14 protein-coding genes are annotated in these 14,545 nt (G+C 67.2%); 7 read left to right on the top strand and 7 right to left on the bottom strand.

What is annotated here, in order from left to right; all coding sequences use genetic code 11:
* Positions 1-114: 114 nt before the first annotated feature.
* Positions 115-1,227: an NADH:flavin oxidoreductase/NADH oxidase gene (locus ASE30_RS02070; protein WP_057282591.1), complete on the top strand. Its 1,113-nt coding sequence runs from the start codon at positions 115-117 to the stop codon at positions 1,225-1,227.
* 73 nt (positions 1,228-1,300) lie between these two features.
* Here the strand turns inward: ASE30_RS02070 and ASE30_RS02075 are convergent, their stop codons facing one another.
* The 3 genes from ASE30_RS02075 to ASE30_RS02085 form a co-directional block, all read right to left on the bottom strand.
* Positions 1,301-1,951 carry a dUTP diphosphatase gene (locus ASE30_RS02075; RefSeq protein WP_057282592.1) on the bottom strand — a complete coding sequence of 217 codons (651 nt, stop codon included), beginning with the start codon at positions 1,949-1,951 and terminating at the stop codon, positions 1,301-1,303.
* A gap of 93 nt (positions 1,952-2,044) precedes the next feature.
* A complete protein-coding gene (locus ASE30_RS02080; RefSeq protein WP_057282593.1) occupies positions 2,045-2,569 on the bottom strand; it encodes a hypothetical protein in 525 nt (174 codons plus the stop codon).
* Positions 2,570-2,583: 14 nt separating this feature from the next.
* On the bottom strand, positions 2,584-3,219 hold the full coding sequence (locus ASE30_RS02085) for a DedA family protein (protein ID WP_057282594.1): 636 nt from the start codon (positions 3,217-3,219) through the stop codon (positions 2,584-2,586).
* Positions 3,220-3,325: 106 nt separating this feature from the next.
* On the opposite strand from ASE30_RS02085, the gene ASE30_RS02090 reads away from it, so the two are divergent.
* The 6 genes from ASE30_RS02090 to ASE30_RS02115 all read left to right on the top strand — a co-directional run bounded on the left by ASE30_RS02090 (position 3,326) and on the right by ASE30_RS02115 (position 8,767).
* Complete coding sequence (locus tag ASE30_RS02090; RefSeq protein WP_057282595.1) at positions 3,326-4,366, top strand: metal-dependent hydrolase; 1,041 nt, start codon at positions 3,326-3,328, stop codon at positions 4,364-4,366.
* Between the two features lie 138 nt (positions 4,367-4,504).
* A complete protein-coding gene (locus ASE30_RS02095; protein ID WP_057282596.1) occupies positions 4,505-5,272 on the top strand; it encodes an IclR family transcriptional regulator in 768 nt (255 codons plus the stop codon).
* A 69-nt stretch (positions 5,273-5,341) separates the two neighbouring features.
* The gene (gene pepE, locus ASE30_RS02100; protein WP_057282597.1) at positions 5,342-6,046 is read left to right on the top strand and encodes a dipeptidase PepE; all 705 of its coding nucleotides are present in this window, start codon (positions 5,342-5,344) and stop codon (positions 6,044-6,046) included.
* Positions 6,043-6,972, top strand: coding sequence for a DUF1177 domain-containing protein (locus ASE30_RS02105; protein ID WP_057282598.1), 930 nt, complete (start codon positions 6,043-6,045; stop codon positions 6,970-6,972). Before pepE ends, ASE30_RS02105 begins: the two co-directional genes overlap by 4 nt.
* The gene (locus ASE30_RS02110; protein ID WP_057282599.1) at positions 6,969-7,658 is read left to right on the top strand and encodes an AroM family protein; all 690 of its coding nucleotides are present in this window, start codon (positions 6,969-6,971) and stop codon (positions 7,656-7,658) included. The genes ASE30_RS02105 and ASE30_RS02110 overlap by 4 nt, the downstream gene beginning before the upstream one ends.
* A 119-nt stretch (positions 7,659-7,777) precedes the next feature.
* Positions 7,778-8,767, top strand: coding sequence for a tripartite tricarboxylate transporter substrate binding protein (locus tag ASE30_RS02115; protein WP_057282600.1), 990 nt, complete (start codon positions 7,778-7,780; stop codon positions 8,765-8,767).
* Between the two features lie 33 nt (positions 8,768-8,800).
* Here ASE30_RS02115 and coaBC read toward each other — a convergent pair whose 3' ends face one another.
* The 4 genes from coaBC to ASE30_RS02135 all read right to left on the bottom strand — a co-directional run bounded on the left by coaBC (position 8,801) and on the right by ASE30_RS02135 (position 14,503).
* Positions 8,801-9,997 (bottom strand): bifunctional phosphopantothenoylcysteine decarboxylase/phosphopantothenate--cysteine ligase CoaBC, encoded by a 1,197-nt coding sequence (gene coaBC, locus ASE30_RS02120; RefSeq protein WP_057282601.1) that lies wholly within the window; start codon positions 9,995-9,997, stop codon positions 8,801-8,803.
* Between the two features lie 156 nt (positions 9,998-10,153).
* The gene (gene lspA, locus ASE30_RS02125) at positions 10,154-10,684 is read right to left on the bottom strand and encodes a signal peptidase II (protein ID WP_057282602.1); all 531 of its coding nucleotides are present in this window, start codon (positions 10,682-10,684) and stop codon (positions 10,154-10,156) included.
* A 2-nt stretch (positions 10,685-10,686) separates the two neighbouring features.
* Positions 10,687-13,548: an isoleucine--tRNA ligase gene (gene ileS, locus ASE30_RS02130; protein WP_057282603.1), complete on the bottom strand. Its 2,862-nt coding sequence runs from the start codon at positions 13,546-13,548 to the stop codon at positions 10,687-10,689.
* Complete coding sequence (locus ASE30_RS02135; protein ID WP_057282604.1) at positions 13,538-14,503, bottom strand: bifunctional riboflavin kinase/FAD synthetase; 966 nt, start codon at positions 14,501-14,503, stop codon at positions 13,538-13,540. Before ASE30_RS02135 ends, ileS begins: the two co-directional genes overlap by 11 nt.
* Positions 14,504-14,545 lie beyond the last annotated feature (42 nt).

Raw genomic sequence — 14,545 nt, forward strand, 5'->3', positions numbered from 1 at the left:
TGTGCGGTTCAGCGCCTGTCCGGCCGGGCTTAACCCTGCCGGGGGCGCTGGGATTGCTGGCCTTTCGTTTCGCGGGCGCTATGCTGTGGCGTCCAACGCCCCGGAGTTCCCCGCATGAGTCATCTGTTCAGCCCCACGTCAATCGGCAACCTGCCACTGGCCAATCGCATCGTGATTGCGCCTATGTGCGAGTACTCGGCGGAGGAAGGCCGCGCGACCGACTGGCACATGATCCATCTGGGGCACCTGGCGCTGTCGGGCGCCGCGCTGTTGTTCACGGAGGCCACCGCGGTGGAGCCCGATGGCCGCATCTCACCGGGAGATCTCGGCCTGTGGTCGGATGAAACCGAAGCGGCGCTGGGCCGGGTGGTGGCGGCAGTGCGCCGGTATTCGCCCATCAAGCTGGGCATCCAGCTAGGCCACGCCGGCCGCAAGGCATCCAGCGACGCCCCCTGGAATGGCGGCCAACTGGTACCGGCCAGCGAAGGCGGCTGGCAGGGCTGGGCGCCGTCGGCCGTGCCGCACAACGCGCACGAGCCCGCGCCTCATGCGCTGGACGGCGCGGGCCTTGCGCGCGTGCGCGATGCCTTCGTCGACAGCGCTCGGCGTGCCCTGCGTCTGGGCTTCGACGCCATCGAACTGCACGCCGCGCACGGCTATCTGCTGCACCAGTTCCTGTCGCCGCTGTCGAACCTGCGCGAAGACGCCTATGGCGGTTCGCTGGAAAACCGCATGCGTTTCCCGCTGGAAGTGTTCCAGGCCTTGCGTGAAATCACGCCGCCGTCCGTGGCGCTGGGCGTGCGCGTATCCGCTACCGATTGGGTCGACGGCGGTTGGGACGTAGCGCAGACGCTGGCGTTCGCGCAGGCGCTGAAGGACCGCGGCTGCGAGTTCATCGACGTGTCCAGCGGCGGCGTTTCGTCGCAGCAGAAGATACCAGTGGGACCGAACTACCAGGTGCCGTTCGCCGACGAGATCAAGCGCAAGATCGGCATGCCCACCATCGCGGTGGGCCTGATCACCGAGGCGCAGCAGGCCGAGGACATCGTTGCGCAAGGCCAGGCCGACATGATCGCGCTCGCGCGAGGCATGCTTTACGACCCGCGCTGGCCCTGGCACGCCGCCGCCCAACTGGGCGGCCAGGTCGATGCGCCGCGCCAGTACTGGCGCTCGCAGCCGCGCGAACTGAAGGCCTTGTTCGGTGAGACGCGCTTCGGCCAGCGTTAGTCCGGCCGGGCTTTCGCCAAAGCAAGAAAAACGCCGCTACAGCGGCGTTTTTCCTTGGCGGGCCGCGCGGCGTTTACAGGCGCGAGTAAGCCAGCTCCAGTTCGCGATGCAGGACGTCGGCGAAGTCCGCGCTGGCGGGATCCTGCTGCGACAGCAGGCGGGCCAGCACCACGTTGTCTTCTTCGCCGTTCCAGATCTTGATGTAGGTGCCTTCCTTGTAGCCGTGCTGCTGGCGGAAGATATTGAGCACGTTCTTCGAAACGTATTGCGTGTAGGCGTCGTTCCAGCTCATTTCGCAGGCGGTCATGGTCTGTTCCAGCACCTTGAAGCTGGCGCGTCCGCACACTGCCAATCCGCCGATCAGTTCCAGCAGTTCGGGCACGTTCAAGGCGTCCAGCGCATACGCGGCGCCGTCCAGCGTGACCGTGGGGGGCGAGGCCAGGTCGGCCACCAGCGCGCGGGAGGCGGCGTCGACGTTGCCGCCGGCCTGAACGATCGTGTGCGACAGGTAGAAATGCAGGATGTCCACCAGTTCCATCTGCACCTGGGGCAGATCGATGGTCTGCTTCTTCCACCACTTCCAGCCGTAGTGCTCCAGCGCTTCGGCGGATTCGACGAAGGCGGCGCGCAGGAAGCGGGCTCCGCCATTGACCCAGTCCGGATTGATCATGCTGTTCAAGTGGCCCTGCAGCTTCAGCATCGTGGCCGCCTGGGCCTGGTTCAATCCGACTACGTTATTCACTTTTACTCCGGGATTCGTGGGGGGCTTTGCGATTGCGGCGGAAATGTTAGCACCATTGGCCGCCCGGTCCGGGGCTCAACCGGCGTCCTTGCGATGGGACGAGGGCTTGAGCGGCGGGAGCTTTTCCAGGCGCGATCCGCGTGGATTGCGCGCGCTGCTGGCCGCCTTGAACAGCATGAACGCGAAGAACGCGAGGAAGATGGCGGGCATCAGCGCGTCCAGCTCGAATTCGGAGCGCCGCAGCGATTCGAAGGCGATGCGCACGGCGGCCCAGCCCGCCAGTATCCCGCCGACTGTCAGCACGATGCCGATCTTGCGCTGCCTGGCGCGCCGGGCCATCGAAACGGCGCCGACGTCTTCCTGGCCCGGTATGGCCACGCCAGGAGCGGGCCGCATGGGCGGCGGCGCGGTCTTGCCCCAGGGAGCGGTGGACAGCGGTTCGGACGAGGGTGCGGGGGCCGGCGCCGCGACGGGCACGGAAGGCTGGCGGGACGCTTCGCGCTGGCGGGAGACCTGGCCGGGCGTGACGCCGCCCGCGCGCGTCAGGTTTTCGATATAGCGCGCGAAATCGCCGTTCTTCGGCTCCGCATCTATGGCCATGTTTCTCTCCGGGTTCAGTTGCCGCGGCGCCTCGCCGGCTGGCGCCGCTTGCGCATCATGGCTAGCAGCAGCCCGCATCCTAGCAGCACCGAGAACCCCGCGCCGATCATCATGGCGATCTGTTGCGCGTTTTCCGCCGCGCCCAGGCTGCGCGCGGTGACATAGCCCGGCGCCAGCATCAGCGGCAGCCAGAGAATCGCGGACGTGACATTCGCCAACTGGAAGCGCCCATGCGCCATGCCCATCACGCCCGCGACGGTCGGGATGGTGGAGCGGATCGGGCCCAGGAAGCGGCCGATCAGCACCGACGCGAATCCGTACCGGTAAAAGAACAGGCGGGCGCGGGCCACGCCGGTGCGCTGTTGCTTGAGGGGCCAGCGACGCAGCACGCCCGGGCCCGCCCAACGGCCCAGCCAGTAGGACAGGGCATCACCGACGATCGCGCCGGCGATACCCCAGGCAAGAATTCCCCAGGGGTCGAGCGTGCCCGCGCCGATCAGGCCGCCGGTCAGCAACATCAAGGCGGTGGCGGGAATGAACAAGCCCAGCAGCACCATGGATTCGCCCAGGGTCAGCAGAAAAGTGATCGGGCCGGCCCACACCTGGTTGGCCTCGATGAACAGGCCGATCTGATCTATGTAGTGGTCCATGAATGACAAGTTGAAAATTAGCTGAATGCAATCGGGTATCTTAACGCCTGCGTGCGCGGCCTTGGGGTATATAGGCCGTGTGGTGGAAGCTTAACGTCGGGGAACTATGGATTCGGTTACACAAGCAGTGCTGGGCGCGGGCATTCAGGGTGTCCTGCTGGGGCGGGTGCAGGGACGGCGGGCGCTCATCTACGGTGCCGCCCTGGCCACCGTGCCCGATCTGGACGTCCTGATGAGCTACCCGGATCCCGTCTCGCTCATGACCTATCACCGCGGGTTTTCGCATTCGGTTTTCGTTCTGACCGGACTGGCGCTGCTGCTGGCGTGGCTGATACGCAAATACTGGCCGCAGGCGCCATATAGCGGGCGCAGGCTTTTCCTGACGCTGTGGCTGGTGCTGGTGACGCATCCCATCCTGGACGCCCTGACGGTTTACGGCACGCAATTGTTCTGGCCGCTGCCAGCCATTCCGGAAAGCTGGGCGGCCGTCTTCATCATCGACCCGCTCTATACCGTGCCACTGTTGCTGGGCGTGCTGTTCGCCACCGCCTTTGGGATGACGCGGACCGCGCGCCGCCTGCTGGCCGCGGCGCTGGTCTTCAGTACGGCCTATCTGGGCTTCGGCCTGGCGGCACGCGTGGTGGCCGAGCACCGCGTGCTCGAGGCCATGCGCGGGCAGGGCGTCGCCGTCGCCGAACTCAGGGCCGTGCCCATGCCGTTCAACACCCTGGTGTGGCGCGTGATCGCCAAGACGGCCGATGGCCATTATTACGAGTCGGTCAGCAGCCTGTTTGACCGGGATCAGCCGGAATGGCTGCGCCAGCCGCTGAACCTGGAGCTGGGGCAGGCCCTGGCGGGCGTGCCCTTGCATGAACGCCTGCGCTGGTTCACGGACGACTGGTTGCGCTATGACGCCATCGGCGATGCGCTGATCGTGTCCGACCTGCGCATGGGCATGGCGGGGCACTACACCTTCCGTTTCAAGATGGCCGAACGCGCGGCGGATGGTTCGTGGAAGCCGGTCACGCCTTCCGTCTGGCCGAGCGACCGCGGGGGCTGGGCCGAGCTGAAGCTGGTGCTCGCCCGTATCCTCCACGCGCAGCCGCCGCTGCCGCTGGCCCAGTGGTCCGAAGGGTCGACGAAGTAGTCAGGCTTCTATCGGCATTCCCAAGGCCCCCGTGATCCGGGGGCCTTTTTCATGGTCTGCGCGTATTGACCTGTTTCCACTGCTTGCATTATGCTTGTTCGCTAATAAGGAACTTAAGTTCCGTTTTATGGAACACATATGAGCATTCTAGACGGCGTCCAACGCGTGCTGTCGCTATACGCGGAAGGCGCGGCGGAACTGAGCTTCACCGAAGTCGCTGCACGCCTGGCCATGCCCAAGAGCACGGCATCGCGCCTGCTGAACCAGATGCAGAACTACGGCATGCTCGACCAGGACTCGGCCACGCGCCGCTACCGCCCCGGCGCGCTCCTGTCGCAGGCCGTGCGCGCCGGCATGGCCGCCACGCCGCTGGACGAGGCCTGCCGCGCCGTGCTGGTCCGCCTGTCGGACGACAGCGGGCTGACCGCCTATCTCTCCACCCTGAATCAGCGCGAGACCGTCGTGCTGCAACGCCTGAACGGCTCGCATCCCGTTCAGGTGCTGTCGCCGCCGGGATCGCGCCGCGCCGCCTCGGGCACCGCCATGGGCCGTGCGCTGCTGTCGCGGCTGACCGACTCCGAATTCCAGACGCTGTACGGCTCGGACCCCGCGCAGCCCTTGCCGATGGAAGGGCGCGATTGCCCCGCCACCGTTGGCGACCTGACTCGCCTGGTGGCGCAGACCCGCGCGGACCATTGCGGTGTCGCGATAGACCAGGCCATGCCGGGCATCGGCGCGGTGGCTGCGGCGGTGCGCGATCCGGCCACGGGTGAGCTGCGCGGCCTGTGCCTGTCGTTCGTGTCCTTCCAGGCCGACGCCGACCGCGTGGCGCGCCTGCGCGAATCCGTGCTGCAGCAGGTGGCGGCGCTGGGCCGCGAACTGAACGACCCCTATTGGCTGAACTGACTCCCCAGATCCGCGGACGCGTCCGCATTAGCGCGCATCCAGACCAACCTTTCTACGGAAATCCCCTTCATGAACCTCTTGCTTCTCAGCAATTCCAGCAGCGACGCCGGCTATCTGGTCCACGCCATGCCCGACATCCGCGAACTGATCGAAGGCCTGCCGCAAGGCGCGCCGGCCGTCTTCGTGCCGTACGCGGGCGTCACCCGCAACTGGGACGACTACACGGCGCTGGTGGCGTCCGCGCTGGCCGGCACCGGCCTGGACATCCAGGGCCTGCACCTGGCCCAGGATCCGGCCGCTGCGCTCGAAGCGGCCGCGGTCATCATCGTCGGCGGCGGCAACACGTTCAATCTGCTGGGCCAATTGCGCCGCCTGGGCCTGCTCGACGTCGTGGCGCGCCGCGTCCGCCAGGGCGCGGCCTATCTGGGCTGGAGCGCCGGTTCCAATCTGACCTGCCCAAGCATCTGCACGACCAACGACATGCCCATCACGGATCCGGGCGGCTTCGACGCGCTGGGCCTGCTGCCGTTCCAGATCAACCCGCACTACACCAATGCCCATCCGCCGGGACACCGCGGCGAAACCCGCGCCCAGCGCCTGGCGGAATTCTGCACGCTGAATCCCGCGATGCCGGTCCTCGGCCTGCCCGAAGGCGCCGCGCTGCGCGTGCGCGGCGACAGGGTCGCGCTGGTGGGGCCGCACGATGCGCCGCTGTTCCTGGGTCTGGAAGAGCCGCGCGTGTTCCGTCCTGGTCCGCTGGAGATCTCCGCATGAAGCAAGTCATCGACACCATCGAGCTGCTGTCTTCCGCGCATGTCACCGGCGAATCGGTGGCGAAAGTTCTGCGAGACGCCGGCCAGTGCGACGTGGACGTCACGCGGCTCGAGCGCGGCGGCGCCGCCACGGATTTTCTGTCCATCGTCATTCCGGGCGCCGACGCGTCGGCGCCCCAGCTCGGGATCGTGGGCCGGCTGGGCGGCATTGGCGCGCGTCCGGCGGTGACGGGTCTAGTGTCCGACAGCGACGGCGCGGTCGTGGCGATTGCCGCGGCGCTCAAGCTGATGGCCATGGCCCGCCAGGGCGACGTCATGCCTGGCACGGTGCGCATCCGCACCCACATCTGCCCGCGCGCAGGCACGCGGCCGCATCATCCGGTGCCGATGATGCGTTCGCCGTTCCCCATGCGCGAGATGATGTCCCACGAAGTCGACCCGCGCATGGACGCCATCCTCTCCGTCGACACGACGCGGGGCAATCGCCTGGTGAACAAGCGCGGCGTGGCGCTGACGCCGGTGGCCAAGCAGGGCTACCTGCTGCGCATCCCCGAGACCATGCTGGACGTGATGGGCTGGGTCAGCGGCGAACTGCCCTTGACGCTGCCGCTGACGACGCAGGACATCACACCCTATGAAAACGGCCTCTGGCACGTCAATTCGCTGATGCAGCCGGCCATCGTCACGGATGCGCCGGTCGTCGGCGTGGCGCTGACGGCGCAGACCACCGTGCCGGGTTGCGCCACGGGCGTCACGAACGCGGTGGACGCCGATGTCGCCATGCGCTTCTGCATCGAGATCGCCAAGCTGTTCGGCCAACGCACCCTGGGCTTCTTCGATGACGCCGAATGGAACGCGCTGCAAGCCCGCTATGGTTCGATGGCGCACCTGCAGACCGTGGGCCGCGAGCCCGGAGCCGCGGCATGAACGCGCCGACGCCGCGCCGCGTGGCGTTCTTCACCATCGGGCAGTCTCCGCGCAGCGATGTGGTGCCCGAGATGGCGGCGCTGCTGGGCGCGCATGTGCGCATCGACGAGTTCGGCGCGCTGGACGGCCTGGATGCCGCGGCGCTTGCCGCCCTGGCGCCCCGGCCCGGTGAGTACCGCTTCGCCACGCGCATGCGCGACGGCGCGCAGATCGAGCTGGACGCGGCGGCCGCCGAAGCCCGCCTGGCGCACGTGATGCGCCAGGCCGATGACGGGGGCTACGACGTGCTGGTGCCCTTGTGCACCGGCACCGCGATCGCGCCCATGCGCACGCTGGTGGTCGAGCCGCAGCAGGTCGTGGACCATCTGGTCGCGGGACTGGCGCAGCACTGCCGCAAGTTGGGGCTGGTGGTTCCGCTGGCCGCGCAGGTCGACGCCTTTCACATGGCGGTGCCGCTGGAGTGCGAAACCCGCGTCGTGCATGCCTCGCCCTACGAGGCCGACGCGCGGCAGGCCGAGCGGAACTTTGAAGATGCCGGCCGCGAGCTGGCGTCCTGCGACCTGATCGTCATGCATTGCATGGGCTATGCCGATGGCATGCGCCAGGCCGTGGCCCGCGCATCGGGGCGCCCCGTGCTGCTGTCGAACCGCATGGTCGCGCAGTCGCTTGCGCAAATATTGGAATAACGCCGCCGGAAGCAATCCCGAAGTCCCGGCCGCGCACACTTGATCATGCGGCCGGTCCGGGCGAGCGGCGAGAGGAGACGAAGCTGACTTCGTCAATCAATTGTTGGGAGTGTCTTTTCATGTTCAGCCGTACCCTGCACCGCGCCGCTGGCGCACTGTTCGCCGTCACCGCGCTGTCGGCCACGCCGGCGCTTGCCGCCGACGCGTGGAAACCCACCAAACCCGTACGCCTGCTGGTCGGCTTCGCGCCGGGCGGCTCGGCCGATACGCTGGCCCGCCTGCTGGCCGAACCACTGTCCCAGCGCCTGGGCCAGCCGGTCGTCGTTGAAAACCTGGCCGGCGCCGGCGGCAACATCATGGCGTACCGCCTGAGCCAGTCGCCCGCCGACGGCTACACCATCGGCATCGCCGCGGCCGGCTCCATGGCCATCACCCACGTCCTGAATCCCAAGGGCACGACCTACAAGCCCGCCGACTTCACGCCCATCACGCTGGCCGCCGTGCAGCCCAATGTGGTCATCGTGAACAAGGACGTGCCGGCCAACAACCTGGCGGAGCTGAAGGAGTACTTCCAGAATACGCCGTCCGCCACCTACGGCACCGCCGGCGTGGGCATCTCCAACCACCTGATCGCCGAGACCATGCTGTACAAGCTGGGCGTGAAGGTGCCGCATGCCGCCTACCGCGGCGCGGCGCCCGTCATCACCGACCTGCTTGGCGGCCATATCGCGATGACGATGGACAACATCTCCACCGCCGCGCCGCTGGCGTCGCAGGGCAAGGTCAAGGCGATCGCCGTGGCGTCGCTGAAGCGCTCCGCCCAGTTGCCCAATGTGCCGACCCTGGACGAGCAAGGCCTGAAGGGCTTCGACATGCCGACCTGGCAGGGCGTGTTCGCCCCGGCCGGTCTGCCCGCCGACGTGCTGGCCGCTTACTACGCAGCCCTGCAAGACGTGCTCAAGCAGCCCGCGCTCATCGAGAAAATGGCCGGCCTGGGCTCGGAGCCCGTCACCGGCATGACGCCCGAGAAGTTCGGCCAGTTCCTGGAGAACGATCGCAATCAATGGGCGGACATCGTCAAGGCCGCGAACATCAGCCTGGAGCAATAAGCCGGGCGGCGCTTGCCGCCGCCCCTCGCTTTCCTATACGGGCATGCGCGCCGCGATTTCCGCGATCAGGCGGCGCGCCGCGTCGAGCTTGTCGCCGGCAGGCAGCGGGTGCGCGCCTTGCGCATCGAACAGCACGAGTTCCGTGGTGTCCGCGTCCATGACCTTGTGCGCCAGGTTGCCCACCAGCAGCGGGATGCCCTTGCGCGCGCGCTTGGCTTCGGCGTGTTCGGCCAGCTTCTCGGTTTCGGCCGCGAAGCCCACGCACCACGGCCCGTTTTCAAGCTTGGCCACTTCGGCCAGGATGTCCGGGTTGGGTTCGAATTCCATCAGCGGCGCGCCGCCGCCTTCGCTGGTTTTCTTCAGCTTTTGCGTGCTGACGTTCTTGACGCGCCAGTCCGCCACGGCGGCCACGGCGATGAAGATGTCGGCATCGGCGGCGCTGGCCATCACGGCGTCATGCATCTGGCGCGCGGTGGTGACCGACAGCGCGGTCACGCCGCGCGGAACGGGCAGGAACGTGGCGCCCGTGATCAGCGTGACGCGGGCGCCGGCCTCGCGCGCGGCGCGCGCCAGGGCATAGCCCGTCTTGCCCGACGAGCGGTTGCTCAGGACCCGCACGGGGTCCACCGGTTCGGAGGTGGGGCCGGCGGTCAGCAGCACGTGGCGGCCGGCCAGCAACTTGGGCTGGAAGAACGCGATCAGGTCGGTCAGGAGCTCGTGCGCTTCCAGCATCCGGCCATCGCCGGTTTCGCCGCAAGCCTGCTCGCCGGCCGAAGGGCCCAGCACGCTGATACCGTCGGCGCGCAGTTGTTCGACATTGCGCTGCGTGGCCGGGTTGGCCCACATCTCGCGGTTCATGGCGGGCGCCACCAGCAGGGGACAGGCGCGCGCCAGGCACAGCGTGGACAGCAGGTCATCGGCCATGCCGTGCGCCAGCTTGGCCATGAAGTCGGCGCTGGCGGGCGCGATCAGCACGGCGTCCGCGCCACGCGTCAGGTCGATGTGCGCCATGTTGTTGGGCACGCGCGCATCCCATGCGTCCACGAATACCGGGCGGCCGGACAGGGCCTGCATGGTGACGGGGGTGATGAAGTGCGTGGCCGCCTCGGTCATCACCACGTCCACGGTGGCGCCTTGTTCGGTCATGCGCCGTACCAGCTCGGCGATTTTGTAGCAGGCGATGCCCCCGGTCATACCGAGGACGATGCGTTTGCGGGCGAGATCGAGCATGAGGGCGGGGCGGCGGGTTCAGCGCCGTGAAAACGAGGAGTGGAGGGTGATTTTATTCTGCATTGCGGCATCGCGCCGTTCGCCATGCGTTCAGGGGGTGTCAAGCACGGCAAAAGCGGGGCGCCGAGCCGGGGCGTTGCGCCCCGGCTGGCTCCGTCAGGCCTGCGGCTTACGGGCGCGCAACAGCTCGTCCAGCACCAGCAGCACGGCGCCGCAGGTGATGCCCACGTCCGCCAGGTTGAAGGCCGGGAATTGCCAGTCGTTCCAGTAGAACAGCAGAAAGTCCACGACGTGCCCATACACCACACGGTCGATGACGTTGCCGATGGCGCCGCCCAGAATCAGCGTCAGCGCCAGGCTGAAGCGGGGCTGGCCATGGGTGCGTCGCAGCATCCAGATGATCACCACGGCCGCCACGCAGCCCAGGCCCGTGAACAGCCAGCGCTGCCAGCCTTCCTCGGACGCCAGGAAGCTGAACGCGGCCCCCCGGTTGAACACCAGCGTGAAGTCGAAGAACGGCAGCACGTTGACCCGTTCGCCGTACTGGAACGCCGTGTTGAAGTAGACCTTGGTCAATTGGTCCAGCACGATGATCAGCAGCGCCAGGGCCAGCCAGCGCCCCACCCGCGCCGGGGCGGCGCGGGCGGGGACGGAGCCCGTCACTCCGGGTTCGGCGGGGCGGGCCATGCTCAAGCCTTGTCGCGGGCTTCGCCCGAACCGAACAGGTTCGACACGCAACGGCCGCAGATCTCGGGGTGATCCGTGTCCTGACCCACATCCAGGCGCCAGTGCCAGCATCGTTCGCACTTCTTGTGCGCCGACGGCGTGACCTCGATGCGGGTTTCGTTGCCGCCCGCGTGCACGGTGGCGCGCGAGACGATCAGCACGAAGCGCAGGTCATCGCCCAGGCTGGCCAGCAATTGCTGGTCTTCGCCATTGGCGTACAAGTCCACTTCGGCCTGCAGCGATGAACCGATATCGCCGGCCGTGCGCACTTCTTCCAGCTTGCGCTGGACGTCGGCGCGGATGGCGCGCAGGCGCGTCCACTTGGCCGACAGGGCGTCGGCGTCCGCGAAAGGCGGCAGCGCGTGGTAGACCTCGGTGAAGATGGTCGTGCGGGCCGCGTCGGCCTGGTTCTTCAATGCCGAGCCAACCAGTTCCTTCCAGGCCTCTTCCGCCGTGAAGGACAGGATAGGCGCCATCAGCTTGAGCAGCGTCTGCGTGATGTCCAGCAGCGCCGTCTGCGCCGAGCGGCGGGCCAGGCTGCCGGGGGCGGAGGTGTACAGGCGGTCTTTCAGGATGTCCAGATAGAACGCACCCAGGTCTTCCGAGCAGAACGTCTGCAGGCGCGAAACCGCCGGATGGAAGTCGTAGCGTTCGTAGTTGGTCTGCAGTTCGGACTGCATCTGCGCGGTCATGGCGAGCGCGTAGCGGTCGATCTCGAACAGGTCGCCGTAGGGCACCGCCTGCGTCACCGCGTCGAAGTCCGCCAGGTTGGCCAGCAAAAAGCGCAGCGTGTTGCGGATGCGGCGATAGCCTTCCACCACGCGCTTCAGGATCTCGTCCGAGATGGACAGTTCGCCGGAGTAGTCGGTGGAGGCTACCCACAGGCGCAGGATTTCCGAGCCCAGGGAGTCGGACACCTTCTGCGGGGCGATCACGTTGCCCACCGATTTGCTCATCTTGCGGCCCTGGCCGTCGACCACGAAACCGTGGGTCAGCAGGGCTTTGTAAGGCGGCTGGCCATACAGCATGCAGCCGGTCAGCAAGGACGAGTGGAACCAGCCGCGATGCTGGTCCGAGCCTTCCAGGTACAGGTCGGCGGGCCAGGCGAGTTCCGCGCCATGCGATCCGGCGAAGTCGCCGTCCTTGCCGCCGAGCACGGTGGCGTGCGTGCTGCCCGAATCGAACCACACGTCCAGCGTGTCGCGGTTCTTCTCGTACTGGTCGGCTTCGTCGCCCAGCAGGTCGCGCGGTTCAAGCGCCTGCCAGGCCTCGATGCCGCCTTGTTCGACGCGTTGCGCCACCTGTTCCAGCAATTCCGACGTGCGCGGGTGCAGCTCGCCGGTTTCCTTGTGCACGAAGAAGGCCATCGGCACCCCCCACTGGCGCTGGCGCGACAGCGTCCAGTCCGGGCGGTTGGCGATCATGGCGTGCAGGCGGGCGCGGCCCCATGCGGGGTAGAAGGCGGTGGCGTCGATGCCGGCCAGCGCTGACTCGCGCAGCGTGGGGCTGCCGTCCTTGGGCGCCACGTCCATGCCCGCGAACCATTGGCTGGTGGCGCGGTAGATGATCGGAGTCTTGTGGCGCCAGCAGTGCATGTAGCTGTGCTTGTGCTTTTCGACGTGCATCAGCGCGCCGGCTTCCGTGAGCGCCTCGACGATCTTGGGATTCGCGTCCCAGATGGACAGGCCGCCGAACAGCGCCAGGCTGTCCGCGTACTTGCCGTCGCCCATCACGGGGCTGATGAAGTCGGTGTCCTTCATGCCGTGCTCTTTGCACGACACAAAGTCTTCGATACCGTAGGCAGGCGCGGAGTGCACCACGCCCGTGCCGGAATCGGCGGTCACGTAGTCGCCCAGATAGACAGGCGACTTGCGGTCGTAAGCGGCGTTGAACTGCGCCAGCGGATGGCGGAATTCGATGCCCGACAGCGCTTCGCCGGGAACCGTGGCGATGACCTCGCCTTCCAGCTTCCAGGCCTGCAGGCAGGCTTCGACGCGTTCCTTGGCGATCAGCAGCAGCGGGCCGAACTTGGGCACGGGCGTCACGCGCACCAGCGCGTATTCGATTTCCGGATGCACGTTCAGCGCCTGGTTGGACGGGATGGTCCAGGGCGTGGTGGTCCAGATCACGATGGCGCCGTCGTCCACCGAATTCAGGCCGAAGGCCTTGGCCAGCCTGGCGTGATCGGCGAACGGGAAGGCGACGTCCACGGCGGGATCGACGCGGTCTGCGTATTCGACTTCAGCCTCGGCCAGCGCCGAACCGCAGTCGAAACACCAGTTCACGGGCTTCAGGCCGCGGAACACATAGCCCTTGTCCAGGATACGGCCCAGGGCGCGGATCTCGTCGGCTTCATTGCTGAAGTTCATCGTCATGTACGGACGATCCCACTCGCCCAGCACGCCCAGGCGCTTGAAATCCTTGCGCTGGCGGTCGATCTGCTCCAGCGCGTAGGCGCGGGCCTTGGACTGCACTTCGGCCACGGGCAGGTGCTTGCCGTACTTCTTTTCGATCTGGATCTCGATCGGCATGCCGTGGCAATCCCAGCCCGGCACGTAATGCGCGTCATAGCCCGCCATGTTGCGGCTCTTGACGATGATGTCCTTCAGGATCTTGTTGACCGCGTGGCCGATGTGGATGTCGCCGTTCGCATAGGGCGGGCCGTCATGCAGCACGAAGCGCGGCCGGCCGCGGCTGGCCGCCCGGATCGCCTGGTAGACGTGGTTTTCCTCCCATTGCGAAATCCAGGCGGGCTCGCGCTTGGCAAGGTCGCCCCGCATGGGGAAGGGGGTATCGGGCAGGTTGAGGGTCTTTTTATAGTCCATGAACGGCAAAATAGGCGCGCGCGTTTCGCGCGTCTTCGGCGATGGCGGCAGTCAGGGAAGGGAGATCAGGAAATTTTTCTTCGTCCCGCAGCTTTTGCAGGAATTCGACGCGTACGAGTTTACCGTATGCGTTGACGGTCTCGTCGAGCAGATGCGCCTCGAGCAGCACGCGGCCGCGGTCTTCGACGGTCGGGCGCACGCCCAGGCTGGCCACCGCGGGCAGGGCGCGTTCGGCCAGGCCATAAACCTGGACGATATAGATGCCCGAGCGCGCGGCGCATCTCTCGGCCACCCGCAGGTTCATCGTGGGAAAGCCGAGCGTGCGGCCGAGCTTCTGGCCATGGATGACATGGCCGCTGATATGGTAGGGATGCCCCAGCAGGTGGCGAGCGCGTTCCAGGTCGCCCACCGCCAGCGCGGTCCGCACTTCCGAGCTGGATATGCGGTGGCCTTGGCGGTCGGTCACGTCGGCCAGGGTCTGGACGTCGAAGCCGTGCCGCATGCCCGCTTCGCGCAGCAGATCGATATCGCCGCTGCGCTTGTGTCCAAAACGGAAGTCCTCGCCCACCAGCAGCCATTTGGCCTGCAGGCCCTGCACCAGCAGATTCTCGATGAAGGCATTGGCCGACATTTCGGCCAGGCGGGCGTTGAACCGCTCGACCACGACCTGCGAGATCCCGTAGCGCGCCAGCGCGGCCAGCTTGTCGCGCAGCCCGGAAATCCGGGTGGGCGCCAGCTCGGGGCGGTGGTTCAGGGTGGCGAAATACTCCCGCGGATGCGGTTCGAAAGTCATCACGGCGGGCGTCAGCCCGCGTTCGCGGGCCACGTGGCAGACGCGGGCAAGCATGGCCTGGTGCCCGCGATGGACGCCGTCGAAATTGCCGATCGTCAGCGCACAAGGCGCGCGGCGGTCGGGCGGGGGCAGGGATCGGTAGATGCGCAGCGGTGGTTTCACGAGCGAGAGTTTACAATTTTGGATTCCGGGTTTGTTCCAATC

It is taken from the genome of Achromobacter sp. Root83 (assembly GCF_001428845.1).
Lineage (GTDB): Bacteria > Pseudomonadota > Gammaproteobacteria > Burkholderiales > Burkholderiaceae_B > Achromobacter.

What these genes read in the sequence shown, in the direction of transcription:
- ASE30_RS02070 (WP_057282591.1), top strand. Translation starts at nt 115, where the DNA reads ATGAGTCATCTGTTCAGCCCCACGTCAATCGGCAACCTGCCACTGGCC.
- ASE30_RS02080 (WP_057282593.1), bottom strand. Translation starts at nt 2,569, where the DNA reads ATGGCCATAGATGCGGAGCCGAAGAACGGCGATTTCGCGCGCTATATC.
- ASE30_RS02085 (WP_057282594.1), bottom strand. Translation starts at nt 3,219, where the DNA reads ATGGACCACTACATAGATCAGATCGGCCTGTTCATCGAGGCCAACCAG.
- ASE30_RS02090 (WP_057282595.1), top strand. Translation starts at nt 3,326, where the DNA reads ATGGATTCGGTTACACAAGCAGTGCTGGGCGCGGGCATTCAGGGTGTC.
- ASE30_RS02095 (WP_057282596.1), top strand. Translation starts at nt 4,505, where the DNA reads ATGAGCATTCTAGACGGCGTCCAACGCGTGCTGTCGCTATACGCGGAA.
- pepE (WP_057282597.1), top strand. Translation starts at nt 5,342, where the DNA reads ATGAACCTCTTGCTTCTCAGCAATTCCAGCAGCGACGCCGGCTATCTG.
- ASE30_RS02105 (WP_057282598.1), top strand. Translation starts at nt 6,043, where the DNA reads ATGAAGCAAGTCATCGACACCATCGAGCTGCTGTCTTCCGCGCATGTC.
- ASE30_RS02110 (WP_057282599.1), top strand. Translation starts at nt 6,969, where the DNA reads ATGAACGCGCCGACGCCGCGCCGCGTGGCGTTCTTCACCATCGGGCAG.
- ASE30_RS02115 (WP_057282600.1), top strand. Translation starts at nt 7,778, where the DNA reads ATGTTCAGCCGTACCCTGCACCGCGCCGCTGGCGCACTGTTCGCCGTC.
- coaBC (WP_057282601.1), bottom strand. Translation starts at nt 9,997, where the DNA reads ATGCTCGATCTCGCCCGCAAACGCATCGTCCTCGGTATGACCGGGGGC.
- lspA (WP_057282602.1), bottom strand. Translation starts at nt 10,684, where the DNA reads ATGGCCCGCCCCGCCGAACCCGGAGTGACGGGCTCCGTCCCCGCCCGC.
- ileS (WP_057282603.1), bottom strand. Translation starts at nt 13,548, where the DNA reads ATGGACTATAAAAAGACCCTCAACCTGCCCGATACCCCCTTCCCCATG.